General features: G+C 38.2%; 22 protein-coding genes. 7 read left to right on the top strand and 15 right to left on the bottom strand.

The features are described from left to right. Positions 1-148: 148 nt before the first annotated feature. Together ACOH2D_RS03000 and ACOH2D_RS02995 are read right to left on the bottom strand one after the other, a co-directional pair. Positions 149-1,747 (bottom strand): 4Fe-4S binding protein, encoded by a 1,599-nt coding sequence (locus ACOH2D_RS03000; RefSeq protein ID WP_449534319.1) that lies wholly within the window; start codon positions 1,745-1,747, stop codon positions 149-151. A gap of 10 nt (positions 1,748-1,757) precedes the next feature. Further along, entirely contained in the window at positions 1,758-3,080 is a 1,323-nt protein-coding gene (locus ACOH2D_RS02995) for an NAD(P)/FAD-dependent oxidoreductase (RefSeq protein WP_449534318.1), read from the bottom strand. Positions 3,081-3,172: 92 nt separating this feature from the next. Here ACOH2D_RS02995 and ACOH2D_RS02990 point away from each other — a divergent pair, with 92 nt between their 5' ends. Genes ACOH2D_RS02990 through ACOH2D_RS02980 form a run of 3 tightly spaced genes read left to right on the top strand, consistent with a single transcriptional unit; the run spans position 3,173 to position 5,495 of the window. Continuing rightward, positions 3,173-4,195, top strand: coding sequence for a glycoside hydrolase family 113 (locus ACOH2D_RS02990; protein ID WP_449534317.1), 1,023 nt, complete (start codon positions 3,173-3,175; stop codon positions 4,193-4,195). A gap of 14 nt (positions 4,196-4,209) precedes the next feature. After that, complete coding sequence (locus ACOH2D_RS02985) at positions 4,210-4,731, top strand: O-acetyl-ADP-ribose deacetylase (protein ID WP_348036580.1); 522 nt, start codon at positions 4,210-4,212, stop codon at positions 4,729-4,731. A gap of 8 nt (positions 4,732-4,739) precedes the next feature. Further along, positions 4,740-5,495 carry a metallophosphoesterase family protein gene (locus ACOH2D_RS02980; protein WP_348036581.1) on the top strand — a complete coding sequence of 252 codons (756 nt, stop codon included), beginning with the start codon at positions 4,740-4,742 and terminating at the stop codon, positions 5,493-5,495. A gap of 245 nt (positions 5,496-5,740) precedes the next feature. Here the strand turns inward: ACOH2D_RS02980 and ACOH2D_RS02975 are convergent, their stop codons facing one another. The 11 genes from ACOH2D_RS02975 to ACOH2D_RS02925 all read right to left on the bottom strand — a co-directional run bounded on the left by ACOH2D_RS02975 (position 5,741) and on the right by ACOH2D_RS02925 (position 19,623). Beyond that, on the bottom strand, positions 5,741-6,628 hold the full coding sequence (locus ACOH2D_RS02975; protein ID WP_348036582.1) for a sterol desaturase family protein: 888 nt from the start codon (positions 6,626-6,628) through the stop codon (positions 5,741-5,743). Between the two features lie 53 nt (positions 6,629-6,681). Continuing rightward, positions 6,682-7,239 (bottom strand): transposase, encoded by a 558-nt coding sequence (locus ACOH2D_RS02970; protein WP_348036583.1) that lies wholly within the window; start codon positions 7,237-7,239, stop codon positions 6,682-6,684. A 112-nt stretch (positions 7,240-7,351) separates the two neighbouring features. Next, entirely contained in the window at positions 7,352-8,164 is an 813-nt protein-coding gene (locus ACOH2D_RS02965; protein ID WP_348036584.1) for a purine-nucleoside phosphorylase, read from the bottom strand. Then, positions 8,157-8,834 (bottom strand): TIGR04282 family arsenosugar biosynthesis glycosyltransferase, encoded by a 678-nt coding sequence (locus ACOH2D_RS02960; RefSeq protein WP_449534316.1) that lies wholly within the window; start codon positions 8,832-8,834, stop codon positions 8,157-8,159. The genes ACOH2D_RS02965 and ACOH2D_RS02960 overlap by 8 nt, the downstream gene beginning before the upstream one ends. 391 nt (positions 8,835-9,225) lie before the next feature. Beyond that, positions 9,226-10,278 (bottom strand): arsenosugar biosynthesis radical SAM (seleno)protein ArsS, encoded by a 1,053-nt coding sequence (gene arsS, locus ACOH2D_RS02955; protein WP_449534315.1) that lies wholly within the window; start codon positions 10,276-10,278, stop codon positions 9,226-9,228. A gap of 260 nt (positions 10,279-10,538) precedes the next feature. Further along, positions 10,539-10,874: an arsenosugar biosynthesis-associated peroxidase-like protein gene (locus tag ACOH2D_RS02950; RefSeq protein ID WP_449534314.1), complete on the bottom strand. Its 336-nt coding sequence runs from the start codon at positions 10,872-10,874 to the stop codon at positions 10,539-10,541. Between the two features lie 230 nt (positions 10,875-11,104). Further along, positions 11,105-11,584, bottom strand: coding sequence for a nucleoside deaminase (locus tag ACOH2D_RS02945; protein ID WP_348036588.1), 480 nt, complete (start codon positions 11,582-11,584; stop codon positions 11,105-11,107). Between the two features lie 11 nt (positions 11,585-11,595). After that, positions 11,596-11,919, bottom strand: a complete 324-nt coding sequence (locus ACOH2D_RS02940; protein WP_348036589.1) for a type II toxin-antitoxin system PemK/MazF family toxin — start codon at positions 11,917-11,919, stop codon at positions 11,596-11,598. Continuing rightward, positions 11,910-12,155 carry an AbrB/MazE/SpoVT family DNA-binding domain-containing protein gene (locus tag ACOH2D_RS02935; protein WP_348036590.1) on the bottom strand — a complete coding sequence of 82 codons (246 nt, stop codon included), beginning with the start codon at positions 12,153-12,155 and terminating at the stop codon, positions 11,910-11,912. Before ACOH2D_RS02935 ends, ACOH2D_RS02940 begins: the two co-directional genes overlap by 10 nt. Positions 12,156-12,253: 98 nt before the next feature. Beyond that, positions 12,254-14,536 (bottom strand): translocation and assembly module lipoprotein TamL, encoded by a 2,283-nt coding sequence (gene tamL, locus ACOH2D_RS02930; protein WP_449534313.1) that lies wholly within the window; start codon positions 14,534-14,536, stop codon positions 12,254-12,256. 56 nt (positions 14,537-14,592) lie between these two features. Beyond that, positions 14,593-19,623 (bottom strand): translocation/assembly module TamB domain-containing protein, encoded by a 5,031-nt coding sequence (locus ACOH2D_RS02925; RefSeq protein ID WP_449534312.1) that lies wholly within the window; start codon positions 19,621-19,623, stop codon positions 14,593-14,595. 268 nt (positions 19,624-19,891) lie between these two features. On the opposite strand from ACOH2D_RS02925, the gene ACOH2D_RS02920 reads away from it, so the two are divergent. Next, entirely contained in the window at positions 19,892-20,542 is a 651-nt protein-coding gene (locus ACOH2D_RS02920; RefSeq protein WP_348036286.1) for a fasciclin domain-containing protein, read from the top strand. 86 nt (positions 20,543-20,628) lie between these two features. On the opposite strand, the gene ACOH2D_RS02915 is transcribed toward ACOH2D_RS02920, so the two are convergent. Further along, positions 20,629-20,853, bottom strand: a complete 225-nt coding sequence (locus tag ACOH2D_RS02915; protein WP_348036285.1) for a hypothetical protein — start codon at positions 20,851-20,853, stop codon at positions 20,629-20,631. 181 nt (positions 20,854-21,034) lie between these two features. After that, entirely contained in the window at positions 21,035-22,024 is a 990-nt protein-coding gene (locus tag ACOH2D_RS02910) for a bile acid:sodium symporter (protein WP_348036284.1), read from the bottom strand. A gap of 337 nt (positions 22,025-22,361) precedes the next feature. Between ACOH2D_RS02910 and ACOH2D_RS02905 the strand changes: the two genes are divergently transcribed. The 3 genes from ACOH2D_RS02905 (at position 22,362) to ACOH2D_RS02895 (ending at position 25,295) form a co-directional block, all read left to right on the top strand. Then, positions 22,362-22,844 carry a thermonuclease family protein gene (locus ACOH2D_RS02905; RefSeq protein WP_348036283.1) on the top strand — a complete coding sequence of 161 codons (483 nt, stop codon included), beginning with the start codon at positions 22,362-22,364 and terminating at the stop codon, positions 22,842-22,844. Next, positions 22,841-23,206, top strand: a complete 366-nt coding sequence (locus ACOH2D_RS02900; RefSeq protein WP_449534311.1) for a hypothetical protein — start codon at positions 22,841-22,843, stop codon at positions 23,204-23,206. Before ACOH2D_RS02905 ends, ACOH2D_RS02900 begins: the two co-directional genes overlap by 4 nt. Positions 23,207-23,360: 154 nt before the next feature. Next, positions 23,361-25,295, top strand: a complete 1,935-nt coding sequence (locus tag ACOH2D_RS02895) for a M1 family metallopeptidase (protein ID WP_449534310.1) — start codon at positions 23,361-23,363, stop codon at positions 25,293-25,295. Positions 25,296-25,421 lie beyond the last annotated feature (126 nt).

Raw genomic sequence — 25,421 nt, 5'->3', positions numbered from 1 at the left:
AAAAGCTCAATGAACTTCTGAGTTTCCTCAGTTTATCTTAATGAGATATCCAAAATAAACAATTCGTGTTTCACTTGTGATTTTTTAAACCTCTTTTGATTTATTCCAAATCCTCTGAATACTGCGACTTAACAATGAATACTGAACCTTACTTCTGATTAACCAAGTCCATCAAATCCAAATCATTCCCCAATAAGATATCATTGCTGTTAATGCGTCCTTTCATAGTATCATTTTCCAGTTTTAAAACGCCTCGTGGGCAGACTGCAGCACAAATACCACAACCCACACAGCTGCTACGGACAATGTTTTCGCCTTTTTGGGCATAAGCGCGGACATCAATTCCCATTTCACAATAGGTGGAGCAATTTCCGCAGGAGATACATTGTCCGCCGTTGGTGGTAATCCTAAATCTTGAAAATAAACGCTGTTGAAGTCCTAAAATAGCGGCCATTGGACAACCGAATCGGCACCATACTCTATTTCCAAAAATAGGATAAAAGCCCACACCAATCACACCAGAAAATATGGCGCCAATGATGAATCCGTACCACATTTTAAGACTTGAGGCCTTGAATAAAAAGACATGGTCTGTGCCGCTGAAATAATGCATCCCGATCAATGTCATGATAATTACGAAATAGCCAATGGCTCCAAATTGGGCATCTTTTGCTAATTCTTTGCGTTTAAAAATCATGATAAGAGCAAAGACCAAAGTCAGTAAAGCGGCGACACCGGTTAAAAACATGTTTTTCGTCAGCCAATATTTACTGGAATCGGTTCCTAAATAAGAATAGATTACAGCAGTGGTCATCAAGGTCACAAAAACCACCACGCTATGAACGACCCAGCGTTCAATTTTCCAAGCCACTTGGGTTTTGTCGCTCAAATGTCTGAATGGATCTCCAGCAGTTTCTGCAAGTCCGCCGCAACCACAAACCCATGAGCAGTACCAGCGTTTGCCATATTTATAGGTTAGGATTGGTGTGATGATAAAAATCGATACAATTCCAAAAATTAATAATGCTAAGCCGATATCGCCAGAACTGATAAAATCGTCAACTCTGTATTTGTCAAAATTGTAGTAATTAAGTGGCCAAATGTTTTTGAAATCGTAATACGGAAGATTGAACGTATCAGAATTCAGTCGCGCCATAAACTCAGGAATCAAAAAAGCAAATGCCAATTGGAAAAACATTACCGAACCTGTCCGTATTTGTTCATATCTGTTGTGACGGTATTTCAACATAAATTTATAGCCGAAAACCAAAATGGCAACAGTGTACAAGGTGCCATAAACAAACCACTGGCTCGCAGGTCCGCCATTTAAAAGACGGCTTAATGGATCAAAAAGAGCAATCAAACCCGTATTTTCTTCGTCTTTTCCAGCCAGCCCAAACCATTCGGCTTTAAAATAAAGAACTATGTAAAATAAAGTCAATACAATTCCTGTTGCCCAACCCCAAACACCTCGTGATGAAATGGATTTGAACCAAACCCCGTCATTTTTAATGCCAGCATGTTTTGTTAAATAGGCGTTGTTGGCAAAAATGATGGTGCCAACAGTGATCATGACCAATGACAAGGTCAGGAATAAAGGTTTATTCGGGAAGTTGACATTGAAAAATGCCAAGATCATTATAAAAAATCCAGTCACGCCGATAGCAACCGCTATTTTCTGGGTCGCAGAAAGTGCTTGTGAATCGGGTTTGGCCAGTGACATGCTGGGGTTTGTTTTGTTACTCATGATTGTGTTTTTAGTTGTTCCAGACCTCACAGGTTTTTGAAACCTTTGAGGTCTTGTTCCATTTCGTTAAAATCTCCTTTTCAAAAGTTTTGAAAAACTCAGGATCAAAATTAGCTTCTTTTAAATGTTCCATCACATAATCTGCTGAGCGTTTTTCAGTCAGCCATCGGTCGAAGACCTCATGTTTCAATCGGATGCCAAACGTGTTGATGCCTAAAAACTGGTTGGATGCTTGTTCATATTCAATGGTAATACATTTCGTGTCGTCATCATGTTTCCAATGAAAATGAGCATGGCCATCTTTGGGTTTCGCAAAAACCCAACCATACGTTTGATATTCAATTTCAAAGAATTTTGCCGAGTTGAACCAATGTCCAGGATTGTAGGGCATGCGATTCCCGCAGATGGTTTGTGCCACCGTTTCGCCCATCATTCTTCCTGTGTACCAAACGGCTTCAATGGGTTTTCTGTTGCCTATTCGCTCGCGTTGTTGGGCGCAATCGCCAATTGCATATACATTTTCAATATTAGTTTCTAAAAACCGATTGACCAAAACACCTCGGTCAGTTTCAATTTCTGAAGTTTTGACGATGTCAATATTTGGGGAAACGCCGGGCGTTAATCCGACCAGATCACAAGAAATGACTTCGCCAGTTTCTTCGATTACGACAGCATTTGCTTTACCGTTTTCATCAGATTTGATTTCTTTTAAATTCGAATTTAAACGTAAATCAATGCCATGACTTAAAATATGCCTATTGATCATCTGTGCTTCGCCATTGGGCAAGATAGTATTCCAAAAATTATCTTCCCGAACCAAAAAAGTAACTGGAATATTTCGGGTATGTAACATTTCGGCCAATTCAATCCCTACCAAGCCGCCGCCCACGATGACGGCACGTTTGCAAACCACATTATTTGGCGCCAATATTTCTAATTGATCAACATCCTGTTTGCTATATAAGCCAAGAGCGCCTTCTAAATCTTGACCTTTCCAACCAAATTTATTTGATTTGCTTCCTGTGGAAACGATCAGTTTATCGTATTGAATGCTGTCGCCATCTTCAAAATGGAGCGTTTTGCTTTTTGTTTCAATGTTTTTAACGAATCCAAACTTTAGATTAATACGATTTTTCTTCCAAAACCAATCTTCGTAAGGCTTGGTGTGCTCATATTTCATATGTCCCATATAAATATACATGAGTGCGGTGCGCGAAAAAAAATGCTCGGTTTCAGCGGATATTAGTGTAATCTTTTTATCTGAAAGTTTACGAATATGTCTGGCGGCGGTGACGCCAGAAATGCCGTTTCCGATGATGACGATATGTTCCATTTTTAGTGTTTAGGACAGTTTTGTCGAAGGTTTTTTATAAAACGTAATTTTTTTAAATTCCGTTTGTTTAAATTTAGGAATAATTAAAGAGGATGAGAGCGTTTTTCGGATTTTTATATATTTTCACCCTTTGTCTGATGCTCTCATGCAGTGCGACGGTAGAAAAGTCGGAAAAAATAAACGGCGTTAGTTTCGTAGCTTCAAAAGACTCGATTGAAGACAAGAATGTTCGCCCTATAGTTAACCTTAATGCTAATTATGCTTCGGTGATGCCTTTCGGATTTATTCGGGAGTTGGCACATCCGGAAATTACCTTCAATAGCGACAGACAATGGTTTGGTGAAACCGAAGAAGGGGTAAAGCAGTATATTAAAACCTTGCATAAACATCAGATTAAGGTAATGATGAAGCCGCAAATTTGGGTTTGGCGAGGCGAATTTACAGGTTTTATTAAGATGGCGCATGATACCGATTGGAAGGCTTTGGAAGCTGCCTATTCTAATTTTATTCTAGCTTATGCTAAAGATGCCCAAGATGCACAGGTTGAAATTTTTTGTATCGGTACAGAATTGGAGGGTTTTATTGATGAACGCCCAGAATATTGGAAAAAACTGATTGTGGATATCAGAAAGATATATAAAGGCAAACTGACCTATGCCGCCAATTGGAATGAATATGATCGTACCCCTTTTTGGGCCGAGTTGGATTATATTGGAATTGACGCTTATTTTCCGTTGAGTAATGCCAAGACACCAACTCTTGAAGAATGTAAACAGGGTTGGACAGTTTATAAAACCGATTTGAAATTGTTTTCGGAAGCCTATCATAAGCCAATTTTGTTCACTGAATTTGGTTATCGGAGTGTAGATTATGCCGCAAAAGCACCTTGGGAAGCGGATAGAGCAATGACTGAAGTGAATTTGATAGCGCAATCCAACGCCATGCAATCCTTGTTTGAAGAAATCTGGGATGAACATTGGTTTGCTGGCGGATTTTTATGGAAATGGTTTCATGATAATAAGAATGTGGGCGGAGAAACCGATTCGCAATATACACCACAGAATAAACCTGTAGAAAAGGTCATTCGGAAATTTTATGATAAATATAAAACATAAAAATCTGTACAGAAATGTCAGTAGTGACGACTAAATTACTCAAAGGTGATCTCACGACGATCAATGTCGATGCTATTGTCAATGCTGCTAATTCCTCTTTGTTAGGTGGCGGTGGGGTTGATGGGGCCATCCATAAAGTAGGAGGTCCTGAAATCTTGCAAGCCTGTAAGATTATTATTAAGGAACAAGGAGGCTGCAAAACGGGAGAAGCCGTTATTACAACTGCGGGGAATTTGCCTGCTAAAAAAGTGATTCATACCGTAGGTCCAATTTTTGAGGAGGACGCGGATGTAGAAAGCCAAAAACATCTTTTGGCGAATTGCTATTTGAACAGTTTGAGATTGGCAGAAACCCATCATTTAAAATCGGTTTCCTTTCCGAATATTAGCACTGGAGTCTATGGATTTCCGAAAAGATTAGCGGCAGAAGTTGCCATAGAAACGGTTCTGAATTATCAGAGTACCGTTGTTGAAACCGTCATTTTTGTATGTTTTGATGATGAGAATTTTCAGATTTATAATAATATTTTAAAGTAGGAATTGAAATGAGAACTTTAGTGATAGGCGATATACATGGCGGATTAAAAGCTTTAAAGCAACTTTTGAGTCGGGCTGAAGTCACAAGGGATGATCGATTGATTTTTGTGGGAGATTATGTCGACGGTTGGAGTGAGTCAGCAGGAGTCATACACTATTTGATAGCATTATCCGAAACCCATGACTGTATTTTTATAAAAGGAAACCATGACGTTTGGTGTGAAACCTGGTTGCGCAGTAATAAAGCAGAACAAGTTTGGTTAGAGCATGGTGGAAAGGAAACCATTCAAAGCTATGCTGGTTTTACAGTAGAAGAAAAATACAAACATTTGAGGTTTTTTGAGCAACTGAAATTGTATTATTTGGATGATCGCAATCGTTTGTTTCTTCATGCAGGGTTTACCTCAATGCATGGGGTGGAAGAAGAAATTTCTGAGAATACTTTTTATTATGACCGCACACTTTGGGAAATGGCTTTGACCATGGATAAACACATTGACGAGAACTCCGAAATATTTCCAAAACGCCTAAAACATTATGACGAGATTTATATTGGTCATACGCCTACCATTAATTTCAATTCTGAAAGACCTATGCGGGCCATCAATATTTTGAATGTAGATACTGGTGCGGCATTTTACGGCAAATTATCTGCGGTAGATATCGATTCAAAAGAGGTTTTCCAAAGTGAAACGTTAATAGAATTGTATCCTAATGAAAAAGGAAGGAATGAACGGTCGTTGAATCAGATTTTAGGACGATAGAAAATAATAATTATCAGTGGTTTCAGCAAAAAGGAAATACTGAATTTCGAACACCGAATATTGAAGTTTTAAATTTGGACGTTCTTATAATAATTTACAAAATTTTCTTTGTGGAACTTTGTGCCTGCTTTGTGTACCTCTGTGTAATAATTCTTAATAGAACACAGATGACGTTGATTGTTTGGATTTGCACTGAACTTCTAGTCTTTTTAAACCACAAACCTCCATCCTCAAAATATCCAATATCACTTCTCCGTTTTTATCGGATAAAGGCTTTGTTTGATAAAGGTTTTAGGGAAATCTTCGTCATCTTCAAAGCCGAGTTCAATATCCCGACCGTCGTGTGGCACGTGGTGCGTATTGAAAATATAATCCCAAAGGCTCAAAGTCAATCCGTAATTGATGCCGTGCTGTTTATCTTCAGGAAGTTCTTTCACATGATGCCAAATATGCATCTTCGGATTGTTAAGAATATATTTTAAAGGTCCGTAATTCCAACCCAAATTGGCATGGTTCAAATGTCCAATAACAATGGAGAAGAAATAAACAATGGCAACATCTTGCGCATCAAAGCCACCAATAATGGCAATAGGAATGTACAACAAAGAATTATAAACTACAGGTTCCATCCAATGATAGCGCAAATGTGCAGCGAATCCCATTTCCTTCACACTGTGATGTACTTTGTGGAAATTCCAAAGCCATGGCACACGATGTAATAATCGATGGGTGTTCCATTGGACAAAATCAGTGATGATGAAGAAAATGAGCAAGCCCAACCAGCCCGGGACATCGTTAACACTGAAAGCCTGTAAGCTGTTAATATGCAAGCCAAAAACACCAAGAATATCATTGAAAAACTCGGCAATTGTATTTGATAATGCGATAAGAACAATTAAATTCAGAAGGAAGAAATTGAAGAACATATAAAAAGTGTCCAACCAAAAATCTTCTCTAAATATGGATTGGTCTTTCCGCCAAGGAAACATAGCTTCAAGCGCCCAAACCAATAACGAAATCACAATTAGTCCGTAAAAATAGTTGTCCCAATGGGAGATGTCAATTAACTCATATTTGAGGTAACGCCAATAACCAGTATAGGATTTTAAGATAATGTCGATGTATTTTTCCATAGTTTGCGAGAGGCCTTTCAGGTTTTCAAAACCTGAAAGGTCTGGTTACGTTTTTATTCAATATAAAGATTTTCCATTTCGTTGTCCATCATCATTTTTCTTCGCAGATGGACATGCTTAAAATTTTCCAAATCCTCAAACCACGAAATCACTTCATCTCTTTTAATTTTGGTGGGTAAATTGGATAAAAGCGATTTATAAGAGGAATATGAATATTTTGAAAAGTCATTGGATAAATCATGATGTTCAGGATTAAGATGAATATATAAAACTAGAGCTTTTAAATACTCTTCTTTAAGTATCTTAATTCTTTTGAATGGTTTCTGAAAAATGCTTCCGGTTCTTTTATATTTCAAATTCATCGCTTTGGTGTATGCATTGAATAAATTTGAGAACTGTTGAGATGGATTTGATAGGTTGTCATTAACTCTCAATAATAAATGGAAATGGTTAGGAAGTAGGCAATAACAAAAAATACTGCAATTTGGTTCAATATGCTTTTGAAGGAGTTTTAGAAAATACATATAGTTATCATGTTCAAAGAAAATAATGTCTCGATTATTTCCTCTGTTATAAATGTGATAATAATGACCTTCTTCAATCTTCTCCATTCTAAAAAAATGTAATTAAGCGATACTTGTAGATTTTAGCTCATGTTTCTAGATTTTGGCTATTCAAGAGACCTTTCAGGTTTTAGAAACCTGAAAGGTGATGTCTCAAAAATCACAAATTCTTAATCAACTCTCTAAATAAAACAATCATTTGAGGTTCTGCTTTTTCGGCCATTCCAATAATTTCTGTGATATCTACTGGTTTGAGATTCTCTGGGTCGCATTCATCGGTCAAAACTGACACCGCCGCCACTTTTAATTTTAAGTGATTGGCCACAATAATTTCAGGAACCGTACTCATCCCCACGGCATCGGCACCAATAATTTTCAGCATTCGGTATTCGGCTCTTGTTTCCAATTGCGGGCCCACCACACTGGCATAAACACCTTTGTGAAGCGTGATGTTATGAGTTTTTGCAATCTGTTCAAATTTGGAATTGATCTCTGGATCATAAGGAGCGCTCATGTCGGCAAAACGTTCTCCCATATGTTCCACACCTTTAAAAGCCAATGGCGAACTGCCTTGAAGATTGATATGATCATCAATCAGCATCAATTCTCCTTTTTTATAATTGAGATTGATGGCACCCGAAGCATTAGAAACTAAAAGGGTGTGAATACCTAATTTTTCCATAATACGGACCGGGTAGGTCACATCTTGAAGCGAATAGCCTTCATAAATGTGAAAACGGCCTTGCATTATGATGACTTTTTTACCTTCTAAAATACCATAAATGAGCTTGCCTTTATGGAATTCGACCGTTGCGGTTGGGAAATTTGGAATGTGATTGTAGCTTACTTCATGTAGTATTTCAACTTCATTGATCAATTGGCCTAGTCCAGTGCCAAGGATGATGCCTATTTCTGGACTTTCGAAGCCTTTTTGTTGTAAATAATCGGTGGTTTCTTTTATAGATTTAATCATGTGGATTGTAAAATTGATTGAGTTCATTATAATGTTGCATGTCCTCAAAGGTATCAATATCATTTAATTCTTTCAATAAATGAATTTTGCTGTTTTGAAGATCTTTTAAAGTGTCCTTTAACACTGAAGAAGTGCCCCAAGCTTTGTTTTCAAATAGGTTTTGATAAAGATTTTTTAGGCCCAATAAATAATAGCCGCCATCCAGTGCCGGTCCGATAACGACATCATTAAAGTCAAGTTTTGCAAAAGCAGTGTTGACGAGGTCGGCATCTAGATCCAAAAGATCACTGCCAATAATAACAACTTTTTTGTAGCCTATTTCCAGTAATTCTGAAAAAGCATTGGACATTCGTGCTCCTAAATCGTCTCCTTTTTGCAGTTTTTTTCTGAAGATGTTAGAGTCCCAAAGGTCTTCGTTTTTTATTTTTTCAGAATAGAAAACATAACGGTCTGCTTTAATGTCTTTTGAAATGGATGCTGTATGATTAAGGAGATACTTGTAGACTTCAAGCGCATTTACATCCCCGATCATTTTTGCTAATCGCGTTTTACATTGGCCTAATTCAGGATTTCGAGTAAAAATGATCAATGCTTTTTTGGAAGTTGGAAAATGAAAGTTATAGCTTATTTCATTGTCTCCATCCGTGTCTTTAGTGGTAAGTATACCCATTCTTGAAAGTTCGAGGTTTGATATTCAATATTCAAAGTTCGGGAAAAAGGATGGAAAATCTGAGGAAATTGAAGTTGAAATTGAAGTTGAAATTGAAAACGAAGTTGAAACGGGAAAATGAATAATAAATTGGTTATTAACCTCAAGGTACGCTAAGTTGTCCGCAAGGAGCGCGATAAAATTGATACTTCGACAAGCTCAGCAGCCGATTTGAAGTGAAAATGAAATTGAAATCGAATTTTAGTCGAATTTTAAGTCGAAAATTTTAATTACCCTTCCGTGGAACTTAGAAGAAAAGTGTCTAAATTTTTAAGTCTAGCACTTAAATATTATTTTCCCAAATATCACAGAGTTTTTCAAACTTGAATTTCAATTTCAATTTGAACTTCGTCTAAGTTACGCTCCCTTGACAGCTGCTTCCTGCGCCAGCGGTACAGCCATAACAATGTTGCGAAATCATGATGGTTCGGCCCTCTAAAAGTTCTTCGTTATAGTCGGAAATATGTTTGACTTTGCTGTTTACAGACAAATTTAGCATTTGATTAAAATCGCAGTCGTATAGATAGCCATCCCAAGAAATAGAAAGGGTATTGGTGCACATCACATTTTTTACGGTTGTTGGATTATAAGCTTCCACGAGCGCGTACATATAATCTTCATAATTTTCGGAAGCAATTAAGTAATCCAAAAATCGAGCGATGGGCAAATTGGTAATGGTAAATAAATTGTGAAATTGGATTCCGAAATCATCCATTAATGCTTTTTTAAAGTCCTTTTCCATGCTCGCTTGATTGCCTGGTAAAAATGCACCAGATGGATTGTAAACCAAATCCAATCGCAAATCGCTATCCGGCATACCGTAACCTACAGCATTTAGTTGTTGCAAAGCTGTTATCGATTTGTCAAAAACACCATCGCCACGTTGTTTGTCAGTTTTCCCTTTAGTCCAATGCGGCATTGAGGAAATGACATGGGTGTTGTGTGCTTTGAAAAACTCAGGCAGGTCGTAATATTTTTTGTTGGCTCTGATGATCGTCAAATTTGAACGCACGATAAAATCCTTGACGCCAACTTTAGAGGCTTCTTCCACAAACCATCGAAAATCTGGATTCATTTCTGGGGCGCCACCTGTTAAATCCAACGTATGCGCACCTGTGTTTTTAATGACTTCCAAGCACTGCAGCATCGTTTCTCGGGTCATTATTTCCTTTCGATCTGGACCAGCATCCACATGGCAATGTTCGCAAACTTGATTGCACATATAGCCTACATTAATTTGCAGAATCTCAAGTTTTTTGGCGGTTAGCGGAAACTGTCCGGTTTCGGCAATTTTATCTTTGAATTTTGGTAAATCGCCATTCTGGAAAATGCCATTCGATAAAATTTCGAGTTGCCTTTTACTGTTTGTTAATTCGCTATCGCGCTTATGTAAGGACTTAATCATTGATTTGTTTAATATATAAGGTTTTAAGTTCCAAGTTTTGAGGCTTCGAACCTTGGTGTTCCCGACTTCAAAAAAGCTACGTGCGGGCGGGCATGCTTTTAATTTTGATCTTCCATCTTTGTTCTTCTCGCTTGGATCTTGCAGCTTCCAACTTCATGCTTCATGTTTCGAGCTTCAAGCATTTATTCGACAGATCCCGATGAAATATCGGGATGAGCGATTTACACAATCCTGATGAAAAATCAGGATTGGTTCACTGCTCACATTTCTAATTTATTCACTTTGTTCATCATCTGAACGCCATGCACTAAGGATGCACCGCCACGAATAGCCGCAGCCACATGAAGGGCTTCCATCATTTCTTCTTTGGTAATACCACGCTTCAAGCCATCGCCGGTATAGGCGTCAATGCAATAAGGGCATTGGATGGTATGTGATACAGCAAGTGCAATCAGCGATTTTTCGCGCTCAGATAAGGCACCTTCCTTAAAAACCGAATTGTAATAGTCAAAAAACTTGCTGCCAAGCTCTTCATTCCATTCTGATATTTTCCCAAATTTCTTGAGATCTGCGGGGTCGTAATATGTCTTTTGCATTGGTTTTTAGGGTTTTAGTATAGTTTATGAAAAAGTTAAGGGTTAGTTTTAGGTCGAAGAAAATCAAAAATGATTACACCTTTGAAATATTAATTTAATGCTGTCCTGTTAAAAAGTTGAGCCTAATGTCTTCAATGCTTTACGTAATAAGTCTATTTTCTATCAACGCAGTGGTCAAGGTTCTTTTGTCGGACAATACTGGTATTAAATATACAAATTAGAAGTTTAAATCAATATTCCGTTTTATCTTCTTTCTCGCTCCATTTTTGAAACGGTTCCAAGGCGATATCTCGTGCCAATTGTTCAAACGGAATGCTTCGTTTTTCATAAGGCAATTCGATTTCCTTGTAGATGAATTCGTCATCAAAGTTAATATCGGCAGCATCTTGTTGGCTACAACCGTAAAATACCTTGTCTGGTCGTGCCCAATAAATAGCGCCAAAACACATTGGGCAAGGTTCGCAAGAAGTATATATTTCACAGCCTTCCAATTGGAACGTATTCAGGTTTTTACAAGCATCACGGATGGCCATGATCTCGGCATGTGCCGTAGGATCGTTGTTGGAAGTCACTTTGTTATTACCACGTCCTACAATTTCTCCATCTTTGACAATGACGCAGCCAAACGGACCGCCTTCATTATTTTGCATGCCTTTCAGCGCCGCAGTGACTGCCTCGAGCATGAACTTGTTTTTGTTTTCTATATTCATTGATACTATTATTAATCTACAAAAGTCTCTTTTAGAATCGCTTTGCAGGTGCTTATTTCTGTTTTCGTTAATGTTTCAAATGTTTTGATAATTCTGAATTTGTCAATCGTTCGAATTTGGTCGATAACAATCATTCCACTTTTTCCGCCATGTTTGACCAAAATTCGTGTGGGGTATTTTTTCAAGCTAGAAGTCATAGGAGCAATAATGATCGTGTTCAAATACATGTTCATCTCGTTGGGCGAAATGATGACGCAAGGTCTGGTTTTTTGAATTTCACTTCCGATTGTTGGATCCAAATTGACCAAAACAATCATGTATTGCTTTAGCTCCATTCTTCAAAGTTTTCATCTTCAAATACGGCATCCATCAATAGTTGATCGTCGTTATCCAAATTCATTTTTTTGAATGCTTTTCCCCATCCTTTTCGAGGTTCGCCGATAGGTCTGAGGATGATTTGATCGTCTTCAAGGATTAATTGTACTTTATCCTGAATGTTATACTTTTCCAAAATAGTTTTGCTCAATCGCAACCCTTTTGAATTTCCTATTTTTATGATTGCTGCTTCCATAATTCTAAAATGTTATTACAAAGTTATTACATTTAATTTTGAAAAGCAACGTCTAAGCTATAATTGTGGCTTGGGAATATATGCAATTCTGACTACAGTTAAAACGGATACCCAATCGCGAAATTCAAGATAGGATTGGCTATGTCAAAATTGAAACGTTGTTTTTTGGGAAGTGACGGATCATGAAAAGGAGCTGCCAAATCGAATCGGATGACAAAGCTTTGGATGTCCACTCGAAGACCAACGCCGGCGCCCATACCCAATTCGTTTATGAAATTGCTAGTAAATTTGTCCTTTCCGCCAAAGGTTGGGTTTTCTTTAGAGTTCCAAATGTTTCCGGCATCCGCAAAAATGGCGCCTTTAAAAAAAGAATAAATAGGGAATCGGTATTCAAGATTTGCTTCCAGTCGGATATTTCCTGTCTTATCGAAATTTTGTCCGGTGGGATTATTGACGTCTTCATCGGCGTTATAAGTGCCTGGGCCTAAAGAGCGGATTTTGAATGCGCGAACGCTATAAGGGCCGCCGGCATAATACTGTTTTACAAAAGGAATCACATCAGAGTTGCCATAGGCCAAACCATAGCCAGCAAACAAGCGTGCTGCTATAGTTTGCTGTTTGCCAAAATTTAAGTGGTAATGGAAATCAAGATCTGCTTTGGCATATTGTGCGTATTCTGAACCAAAGACTGTCTTTGGAGCGCCCGCTTCATGCTTCTTCGCTAATAGACTGATGGAGTTTCCGGCCACATCCAATGCGAAATTCACATACATTTGATGAGTTTTTTGCCCATCAATCATCTCGTTATAAGTAAATGAATAATTGAGGCCAGAAATAAATTGTTGTTCAAAACTGCGTTTAAGAAATGGATTGTCTTCAAGAATCTGTTCAAATTCTGGAGTGGTTTTCCTGAGATCAGTATAGCTCACGGAAATCGGATTAATTTGATGGGTCACATATCTGTTAGCATCCCAATAATACCCAAATAAAGCCGTCCCAGAAAGTAAGGTATAGAGCTGTGTTCGGTCAAGATAATCAATGCTAATAGATGTTTTGGTTTTTGGAATGGAATATTTGAAGAAATCATCATTAATTTTGACAGGGAAAAGTACACGCGGAAATATCAATTCATTCTTTAAGCCGAACTCTAAACTACTTTTTCCTGTGCTTTTCCCGCCTCCCAATTGGGCTTCATAGCCAACTTTTAAAGTGGTGTTATAGGTTTCTCCGCCACCAAAAAGGTTGCGGTTGCTGTAAGTTAATGCTAAAGCAGGGCCTGAAAAGCTATTCGATTTGGTAACTACTTGCAATTCGGCACGAAAAGCGCGTTTGTTTAAAGGGGACAAATAGATATTGGCTTCCAAAAGACCTAAACTGTCTGTGGCCAAACTGTCGATTTCCCTATATAGAATATTGACATATTTGTAAGCGCCAATGGTCGATAGCCGTCTGGCCGTATTGCGTGAAGTTTCTGGATTATAAAGTTCACCTTCTTTAAGTTGGATGAAAGGATCTAAATATTTCGGCTTGAAAAACACTTCTTTCTCAATGTAATTTTTGTCTTTATAACGTGTGGTGGTTGCTTGAATGGAATCGGAGATTTCGTAACTAGGATAAATGTTAACCTTAGAAATTCTATAAGGAACGATGGATTTTTCGGGAACCGCATTTTTTAATTTGAGAAACAAATCGAATTTTTTGTTATCATATCTATTAGTGTCCGCTTCAAAAATCAGAAAGCCTTCGTTGAAATTATAATAGCCTCGTTTTTTTAGTTCTGCATCGATGCGCAGTCGTTCCAACTTCATGCGAGGTAAATCGAAGCGCATGTTTTTTCTCATACGGGAATTTTTGACGAGTTCCTCAATTTCTTCATCTATTGGAGCAGGTAAGGAGTCCACTTGGTATGTTTCCATACGATATGGGCTCGGTACGTTGACGGTATAAGTGACCGAAGCTCTTTTATCTGATTCTTTAAATTTGGAAGTTGCTGTACTGTAGAAAAAGCCTCTGTTTTCAAGTCGGTTGACCAGCAATTGTTCAACATCAAAAGTTTTTACAGCGGATTGATAAACGGGCTTTTGTCCCAGTTTTTTATAGAGCCAACGATTGATAAACCCTGGGTGTTCTTTTTGGTTTTTATAGTAATAATAAAGACCCAGATTTATTCCTAAAATCTTTGTGTTGGGCTCTGGGAGCATCACGGTTTCGAGTTCGGCTTTTAAACGGTCTTCATATTTGATAATGGAATCTGATTCAATTTTTAACTTTGCGCCTGAGTATAAACGTTCGCCTTCAGGAATATATTTGGAGATACTGCATGAGTAGAAGCTTCCAAAAATGAAAAGGAGAATAGGGATGTATTTTAGATGTCGTTTCAAATTCAATGTTTTTACGTTTGCTATCGGATTGCTTTTTTGATGGAACGAGGCGTTCGTTATTGCTTATTCTCTTTCTCCAAGCTATCCGTAGTGCTTTTTTCTTCTGCCTTTTGAGTTTTCTTTTTGGCCTTTAACTTTGCTTTTTCTTCTTTTTCAGTTGTGGTTGTTCCTTTTGATAATCCTTCCCAAAGCTCTTTAAATTTATTAAATTCCTGAGTAAATATCAATGCAATTCCACTCACTACAGTCTGTCCGTCAATGACATTTTCATATTCATTTTTATGAAAACCTCTGATTCTGTAGCGGCCATTTTCTGTTAAAAGATATTCAATGCTGACATTGCCAATAATCGGGGTGTCTTGGCCTGTGGGGCTGCTGCCTTGAACATCAACTTCACTCCCTACGCTTACAATTAATCGATCATTGAAAAGTTTTTTCTTTGCAGCAACATCTAATTGGGTGCGATCTTGTGGGCTGCTTCCTTGGTAATCTGTAAAACTGTCCAAGCCAAAATTAAGTTCGAAACCGCTGTTGCCCAATAGTTTATCAGAAAACATGTTAAGCTGGTCAGAAACGGCGTCATTTAGGTTGTCTCTTGCTATGGATGCCACGCCACCTGCGCTACCATCACTTCCTGGATCAGGATAAAAACGATTCAATACCAATAACGAAAACACCTGTCTGTTCAGTTCGTCTTCCTGTTGGTTAAGCTGTTGCACTCGGCCATATACTTGTCCGCTAACAGCGCCTTGGTCATCGGATGGCATGTCCAGACTGAAGGCTATTTTTGGTGCCATCAATTGTCCATCAATATTGAGATAGACATAAAATGGGAGCACCTGACGGTATTTTCCTTTGGAGGCATCATCCAAGCCAGACGTTGTAGGCGCCATCAAGGCAGAGGCTGATGTTTTGACCTCATAAAGCGCCTTGACGTCCAACTTGGCATCAAATGGATCGCCAGACCAGGTTACGCGACTGCCTGGAACAAGATTGAATTTTCGGTTAACAATATTGTAAAGGTTCATCTCATAATGGCCACTCGACACTTCGTAAACACCCGCAAGAGACATATTGCCATTAGGTTTCATGTTGAAGTTTAAATCTCCTGCTCCAGATACTTTAAAATTATCACCAGTGGACTCGTCGATTACGATGGTCACCGTCGCATCTTTTCCAATCTTCAATAAAGCATTCATGTCAAATCCGGTAATGGTGGCTGTTTTTCCTTCTGTTCTGGTTAAAATCGCATCTGGATCTTCGCGATTTACGAAAACAACCACGCCGTCACGTTCTTCAATATTTACGGCGGCAGAATGTAATACGTAGGTAACATTGGTGTCTGAACCGACGGTTGCTTTGATGTCAATTTTAGGTATTTGTAAATCGCCAGTAATTTGAGCATCGGCATCAAAGCTCACTTTTCCGAAAAGATATTCGTTATCCTCTTTTGTGGCATTGAGCACTTGAAATTTATCGGCTTTAATTTTTAGATCAAAGGTTGGGTTGATAAAGGATTTCTGGCCTATTTTACCAGTAACAACCAAGGTGTTTTTATTTTCGTCCCTAATGGTGAAATTATCCATAGACATGCCAACGTTGTCGATATTTATGGTTTCATCAGCAAGTTTGAATCCTGCATTGAACTTCTTTATTTTGAAATCGGCATTATTAAAATTCAGAGAGCCTTCATATTTTGGTTCGGCGAGGGTACCGTTCAATTTAAATTTCCCTGAAAAGCTGCCGTCGGTCTCTGTGAGTTCGCCTTGTGAGAATCCGGTTAGTGCTTTCATGTTGAATTTATTGATGTCCAAATTCAAATTGAGTTTGGCTCCACCTGGAATTGCTACATAATCGCCCTTGAAATCCAGATCGATTTCGCCGCCGTTCATATCGACATTAAAATCATAACTGTTATTTCCGAGTGATTTCGCATCAAGGCTCAAATTTCCCAGATCAACTTGCATGAAGCTCAATTTCGAAACATCTAAATCGGCAATAATACCAGTATTGGTAAAAGGATATTCCAAAATGAAGTCGCCATTCAGATTTCCGGTAGCCAAATCTTTATCGGGATTAAGGTAATTTAAGAATTCGCTCAGCTTGAAATTTTGAAAATGCACCGCAATATGTTCTGTCGACATAGAAGCAAGTTTATCCGTAATTTCAAAAGACTGGTTGTCATGACTAAAAAGGAAATCATTAAAGACCATCTTCTTTTCGCCAATCAGGATTTCATTGTCTTCTGGCGCAAACCAAGGTGTTTTATTTAAAATCAAATCTTCAGGAATTACATGAAAGCGCAATTGCTTCCTGTCGCCCGTGATTTTACTGGTAATTTGTGTCAGGATCTCCTTTTTATGATACGCAGTGAATGCTAAAGAGAGTTCATTATTGGATTGGTCTCCTGTGAGTTTTGTTTTTGGAATATCGAATGGGCCTGCCTTAATTCTGTTGAAACCAAGGTCAAAAATGAACTTGTCCTGATCGGTATCCATCGAGAAGGCAAGACTGTCCAGCTCATAACCACTATAATTAATATGTGGCGCCGTAATATTAGCTTTCAGTTTTCGCTCTATTTCGTTAAAATCGACAGCAATCTTAACGGTGTCCAAATCTTTGACATTGACCAAAAACACTTGATTTAAAATAGGGGCCTGAATGATTTTACCTCTAAATTTTAAATTGACCGGATTGGTAATGCTATCGGGCACTTTTTCATCAGGATAGAAATAGCTGAACAAATGACGTTTTACGGATTTTACGAAAGTTTGCGGATCGGTGTTGGATTCAAGCAAAACATCCACCAATTTGTTTTTAATGGAAACCGACGTTGTGTCCTTAGTCACATGCGCTAGGGCATTTAAATCGCCGGTCAAATAAGATTTGTTGTCATATACCATAACGCCATTATCGACAATAGCAGCCACATCATAATCTGTTGCATTTCCTTTAAAATCGACATAGATTTTCATAGCTGTTTTAACCTCACGATCCATGAGTCCTAAAGCCTGCAAATCGGCGCCAATAATATTAAGTTCGAGGGTGGCTTCGGGTGCTATAGAGTCTAAAACGACTGTGCCGTATAAATCCATGTCCAGATTGTAATCTTTATATTTAGAAGTGACTTTACCACGTCCATTTTTGATATCGCCGACCAATTTTAAATCCTTGATGTCGTAATTATTGTATTTAAAACTCGAAATAGTGGCTTCGACATTAGCGTCCAGATCGTTGATGTTTTTACCTTTTCCGTTGGCTTTTACATTTAAACTTAAAGTGCCCAAGTGTTCGTTTTTCAGCAATTCGTTCAGTTTATAAGCATCAATGGAAAGATCGGCATCAAACTCCATGGTTTTTCCGTTTTTAAAATAGCCAGCAACAGAAGCCGCACCTTGCGTGGTGGTCAAGGTAGCGTTAGCAGAAATGTCGTTGGGATTTCCTTTCAGGTTTCCGACTAATTTGACATCTTCCGGCAAACTAACGCCCAGTTTTTTTTCATCTACAAATTGAATGATGTCAGAGCGTTTTGTAATCGCCGAGAAACTTGGAATGTTGAATTTTAAATTATTAGGATTGGTTACATTTTGAAGTTTTCCATTGGCCGAAATGTGTGTGTTTCCCCAATTGGCCTTCATGTGATCGATATTGATGTCAGACAGATAGCCGTTCCCTTTGGCGTTCCCCGTCAGTAAGTGTTTGCTTAAAGTGTTGAGGTATGGGTTTTTTTTCAGTTGCGGTTGAATCAGGAACACATCTTTTAAAGAGACTTCAAATGTTGGAATATTAAGGTCAACCTTCGATTTTTCTGGAGATTCAATCAGCGCAGATAGCTTTGGATAATCCAAGCGTAAATTAGCGTTGACGCTGTTATTGTTGAGTGCAGCCCGTAAATCAGTAACTTTTAAAGTATGGTCGTCTGCATTAAATTTAAGGCTCAATTCCTTTAAGTCGATTCCTGAAATCTCTTTGAAATTCGATTTTTCGATATGAAGTTCTGCGGTTTTATCTTTCAGATTGATGTTGTTGGCTTGAATATTCAAATCGCTTAAAACAATCGCATTCGGGTTGAAATTGCCCGCGTTAGCTTCTGCGGAAGCGACAAAATAGCTGAATTTATTATTCTCAAGATCAAGATCGCCTACTGCTAAACGTAGTTCTGGCCATTCAAAAGCTTTAATATCCTGTTTGATAGCTTCAGTCGCTTCTGCTACTTTTTGGGTTACAATGTTGGACTCCGTTTCGGTATGGAGTACGACCGACGAATTTTTAAGACGAAAGGTTTTGACTTCAAAATCGCTATTGGCCAAGTCAACTTTTGGGATTGCTGCAAACAAATCTTTTATATCAACTTCTGCTGCAATGCGGTCGCTGTACGATTGATAATCGGCAAACACGTTGGTCAAGGTCAAATTGTCGACTGATATGGAAGGCAAAGGCGCTGGATTTTCTTCAGGAATTTTGGGAACAGGGGTTTGGATGAATTTGATGCGCGTATCAGATAATTTTAAATCCGATGCTTCAAACTTCATGTGTTCCAAATCGGTGGTTTTCATGGCGGCATCGAGCGCTCCAATTTTAAATCGGCTGTCAATTCCGACGACCTCATCTTCAAAAACGATGTCAAAATCTTTGAAATTGAGCTTTCCTATGACGATATTTAAGGGTGCGGCCGTAGTGTCAGCTGCTATAGGAGCTGTTTTTTTGGATGCAAAAGCATCAATTAAAAACTGGAAATTATAACCTGAAATCGAATCTTTACGGATGATGTTGGCACGTAAACCTTGCCATTTAAGTGCGTCAACACCAATGCCTTCGCCGCGAATCATCGTCCATAAAGGCACATTGGCTTCCAGGGATTTTGAATAGATTAAGGTGTCGCCTTTGGTGTCTTCAAGGAATAAACCTTCGATTTGAAGATTGCCATCAAAAGTGAGAAACAGACGTTCAATTTCAACTTTGGTGTGGGTTTTATTGGAAACGTAAGCAGTGGCCTTGTCAATAATAATGCCTTGCCCCCAAGGACTTCGGATAAAAAGTAGGACGAGAAATAAGAACAAGAAGATGCCCAGAATAATTCTTAGCATTATTCTGACAATCCTATATTTCTTTTTTATAGGTTTTTTGTTAGCGTTCTCTTTTTCTTCCAATCACGTTGATCTAAGTGTGCAAATCTATCCTATTACATGTTTACGAACGTCCGTTAATACCATAATTAATACCTCAGATGTAAAATTGAGTACTATTGTATTATTTGTATTAAATTTAGAGTTTAAATGTTAAATGTATATTAATAAAGTTCTAAAAATAGTTTTCAAACGTATATATTAACATAAACCAATAAATAATGATATTATGGCTATTAGAAAAACTAATCTAATTCTTGCAGTTGCATTGACAGCTTTTGTTTTTATGTCCTCTTGTGAAGATGGTAAAAAGAAAGAGCAACAAATTAAAATGGAAAACGAGCGTATTGAAATGGAAAATGCTGAAAAAGCTCAAAATGAAATGAAAGCTCAAGAAGCTAAGGCAACCAAGCTCAAAGAAGAAGCGCAAGCAAACAGTATTGCTGGTAAAGCCATGGCTGATAAGGATCTGTCAACTTTGGTGAGTGCTTTAAAAGCGGCCGACTTGGCGACCATGTTGTCTGAACCAGGAGAATACACGGTGTTTGCACCTTCCAATCAAGCTTTTGAGAAATTGCCTCAAAAAACAAGAGATGATTTGATGAAGCCAGAAAACAAGAAAATGTTAACCGATGTGTTGACCTATCATGTGGTTCCTGGAATTATTACCTCAGATAAATTGATGGCTGACATTAAAGGTGGAAACGGATCGTATACCTTTAAAACTGTAAAAGGGGATGAATTGACGGCTTCAATGAATGGCGATAAATTTGTGATCAAAGATGGATCTGGTAAAAAAGCACAAGTGGTTTTAGCTAACGTTCCCGCTTCAAATGGTATCATTTATGTTATTGATACGGTATTGATGTCTAAGAAATAATAAGAAGCTTACTTTATAGAAATTAAGGCGGTCGTTTGAAATTAATTTTCGAACGACCTTTTTCTATTTAATATACCGCCAAAGGTTTATTTTTTAGACTTGTTGATGGTATAAATTCCTCCTGCTAAAAGGATGGCTGCCAGTCCTAAATAAATATACCCTTGTTGTTTTCCAGATTCGTTTGAAGCGTCGATTTTTAATCCTAAAAATTTTACTTCTGCAGTGTTGTCGGCAACCTTATTGAAGCCGAGATATCCAAAGCCTATACTGACAAGGATTAAAATGGCACCGATGATTTTTATTGAATTCATGAGTTTAGTTTTTAAGTGATCTCTAATATAGTTAAAGGCCCCGTGTTTTCAAAGTCGTTGATTTTTGGTTTAGAGCGTATTGTGCAAGATTATAAAGGTTTGTTTTAAGCGTAGAAGCGCTTGAAAAATAAAAATCACTACCAAGTAACACTGTATTTTATATATTGGAAATTCCGTGATCTTAAATCAACTCCTCAATTTCCATCAGTTCCTTTCCTTTTTTTGTAGCAATCACACTTATAATTAAAATCTGAAGGGCGTGATATATCATCAACGGCAATAAAATAATACCGACAATGTTGGTTTGGCCAAATAAGGCTTCGGAAAAAACAGTGCCATGCACCAATGATTTTTTGGTGCCACAAAACTGATTCGTGATTTGATCGGCATGATTGAATTTTAATACTTTTCCGATCCAGCCTGTCAGAGCATATACCACAACAAATAACACGACAACCAAGGCGACCATGACCAGCATTTCAAGGAGGCTCACGCTGCTGAAAATTCTGTCTTCAAATGAGTGTACAAAGCTCTTATAAATGATCAGTAAAATGATGAATTTGTCAAATTTATTCAAGGTACGTTTGTGTTTCATAGCCCATGCTGCAAGAAACTTTCGTAGCAATAATCCTAATGCTAACGGAATCACAATCTCGGTTATCAGTTGTAAATAAATGGCAGAAAAGTCGAAGGCAACATCGGTTTGTTTTATAAACGGCAATAGCCAAATCGGGGTGAGGATGATGCCGATAATCCCTGAAATACTGGCATTAAAGATGGCTCCAGGTAAGTTGCCTTTTGCCATAGATACCATGACCACCGAGGATGAAACGGTAGAGGGCAAAGCCGCCATAAATAAAAAGGCCAACCACAAAATTTCATAAGAAGTGTCTTTCACTAAAGGGAAGAACGGTAAAATAAGTAGTGGAAATAATAAAAAAGTAGACCCTTGAACCGACGCATGAAGCTTCCAGTTTTTAAGTCCGTCTCTCAAGGCTTGCGAACTTAAACTCAGTCCGTAGAAAAAAAAGATGAACGAAATGCCCAGACTACTGATCAAATTCATGGGCACGGGACTATTGGAGGCGCCCAATTGTGGGAATAAATAAGCAAGGAGAATACTAATAACTATCGCGATGACAAAGGAGTCGATTCGTATTTTTTTCAGCATTTGGAATGTTAGTTTGATTGCAAATATAATGAGTGAGGTTTTGAAAGTGATAAAATAATGGTAAACATTACGATGTTTTTGATACCGGCTGAGTTGAATCGAGGGAAGTTTGAATAAAGATAAGGCCATGCGGTAAACTGCATGTTTTTTTTATGTTTAATAATCAAGGAAAAACAGTAGCTCTTTCTAAAAACATCCACGGCATTTCCTGCCAACCATCGAATGTGGTGTTACTTGGCATGTTGCATCAATTAGTACCATTGTCTTTTTTGTAAAACCCCAATCTTATAAAAACGCTATCTTGGCCTTCTAAATAAGCCCCAAAGTTTAAACCTTCATGCGAGTATTTGTTTTATTATTTTTTATTTCACTTAGTTGTTTTTCCCAACCCTTTACAGGAAAAGTAGTGGGCATTATGGATGGCGATACCTTCAAGCTCCTTACAGCAGATTCAACACTGATAAAAGTGCGATTGGCAAATATTGACTGTCCAGAAAAAAAGCAGGCGTTTTCTACAAAGGCCACAGCGTTTACTTCCAAAGCCATCTTTGGAAAAACCGTAACTATCAAGGTTCAATCCAAAGACCGATACAAACGCTATATCGCTAATGTCATTTATGATGATAATTTAAGTTTATGTCATGAATTGGTCAAAAATGGTTGGGCGTGGCATTATGTGCAGTATTCAAAAGATAAAACCTTGCAGCAGATGGAGGATAAGGCCCGGAAATCTAAAATCGGACTTTGGCAAGATTCGAATCCAATAGCGCCTTGGGAATGGCGTGACTCCCAAATGAAGAAAAAAGCAGTGGTTAAATGAAATTGATAAAATTCTTTCTTTTTATTAATCTCATGTTCTTTGCTGTTAACCTGTCTGCGCAAAGCGTATATGTGACCACTACAGGAGAGAAATATCATAAAAGTACCTGTCATTATCTTAAGAACTCTAAAAATGAAATCGCTTTTGATAAGGTTTTAGAGCTGAGATACACAGCGTGCTCGGTATGCAAGCCGAATGTCAAGGGCAATAGCTTAGGCATCATGTCCACTTCCAATAAATCGACTGTTGATCCAAAAGCATCTACAAATTCAACTTCTACCCAATGCATTGGGAAAACAAAATTAGGAGCACGTTGCAAACGAATGACTAAAAGCGGTAATGGGCGGTGTTATCAGCATTAAGGTTTTAGGAAGATTCTGCTAATCATATCATAAAATGGACGTATTTGAACCTTGTGAAGGTTTGATCAGATAGTAAACTTCTAACAGATAACTTTAATATACTTGCCCTCAAATTAGTATCTTCGCTATCAAATTCTATTTTAAAATTTAATACATGACATACTTTAAGAGCAACGCCTTACTCGCAATGTTGGCTTTCGTTTTTTCCTTTTCAGTTTTTGCTCAGGAAGCAAATTATGGAAATCAACATCTTTTTGACGATATATCGTATCGACAAGGGAACGTTTATCGCACGGCTTCCGGAAAGCCAGGTCCAGAGTATTGGCAGAATGCTGCCGATTATAATTTGGAAGTGACTTTAGATGAAAAAAATCATACCGTTGCTGGTAGTGTTACCATTCGTTACATTAATAACAGCCCAGAAACCTTGGACTTTATCTGGTTGTATTTGGAACAGGATCGTTTTACCGAAACCTCTCGCGGCACATTAACTACGCCGGTTTTGGGGAATCGTTACAATGGCGATGTGGAAGGCGGTTTTGAATTGTCGAATGTTTCTGCAGTCACAAAAACAGGAACATCTTCAAAATATTTGGTAAACGATACCAGAATGCAGCTTTTCTTGGATAAACCATTAGCAGCCAAAGGAGGCGAAGTGACCATAAAAATGAATTTCAAATTTAAGGTTCCCGTCGAAGGGATGGATCGTATGGGACGATTGGAAACTGAAGGCGGAACAATTTACGCCATCGCCCAATGGTATCCACGTGTGGCGGTGTTTGACGATGTGGTCGGTTGGAATACCGAGCCTTATTTAGGTGCTGGTGAGTTTTATTGTGAATATGGCAATTTTGATGTGAAAATTACGGCAGCAGCAAATCAAACGGTTGTTTGTTCAGGAATATTACAAAATCCAAAGGAAGTGTTGACCAAAACACAACAAGAGCGATTGGCGCAAGCTGAAAAAAGTGATAAAACTGTTTATATCATCAAGGCTAATGAAGTAGGAAAGCCCCTCGCACAAGCTAAAACGAGTGGAACATTGACCTGGCATTTTAAAATGGAAAACACACGGGATGTGGCCTGGGCTGCTTCAAAAGCCTTCATTTGGGATGCTGCGCGCATGAATTTAGGCGATGGAAAAACAGGGTTGGCACAATCAGTTTATCCTAAGGAAAGTGACGGCAAGGGCGCTTGGGCGCGTTCCACCGAATATACGAAAGCGTCTGTTGAATTTTATTCTAAAACTTATTTTCCTTATCCCTATCACAACGCCATAAATGTTGCAGCTAATGTTGGGGGAATGGAATATCCTGGCGTTAGTTTTTGTCATTATAAAAGCGTGGGTGAAGACTTATGGGGCGTTACTGACCACGAATTTGGGCATAACTGGTTTCCTATGATCGTTGGAAATAACGAGCGCCGTTACCCATGGATGGATGAAGGGTTTAATACGTTCATCAACCATTCTAGTACCGTAGCTTTCAATAATGGTGAATATCCGAGTACAACAGATAAGCCTCGTACTTTAGTAAGATACCTCACTTTTGAAAACCGTGAAGGCATTAATACGTCTCCAGAAGTGGCCAATGCACGAAACTTGGGCTATACCGCCTATTACAAACCTGCAGCTGGTCTTTTTATGCTTCGCGAATACATCTTGGGGCCTGAGCGTTTTGATTATGCATTTAAAAGTTATATCCGTCATTGGGCCTATAAACATCCGCAGCCAAACGACTTTTTTAACCATATCGAAAATGCGACTGGAGAAGATTTATCCTATTTTTGGAGAGGTTGGTTTTATGGAAATGGAAATATTGATTTAGGCATTTCTTCGGTAGAGCCTTATCAAGGGAATTATCTTATAACTGTTGAAAATGACGGGCAAATCCCAATGCCGGTACAGCTTCAAGTGATTTATACAGATAACACGACCGAAAATATATCGCTTCCAGTAGAAATCTGGCAGCGTGGCAATAGCTGGAGCCATCTTTTGAAAACTAAAAAGGAAATTCAACGTGTTGTTTTGGATCCAAACAAAATGTTACCAGATATAAATATGCTGAACGACACTTGGAATAAGTTGTGATATTTGGTTTAATATATAGAATGCCTCTGAGAGCGCCATGTTTTTAGAGGCATTTTAATTTTTAACATATTTTTAAATTGCTTTGAACTCATTAAACTTCATGGCCATAGGGTGGTTTTGAATGAT

Source organism: Gelidibacter sp., from assembly GCF_053579655.1.
This window is presented reverse-complemented; position numbering and strand designations above follow the sequence as displayed.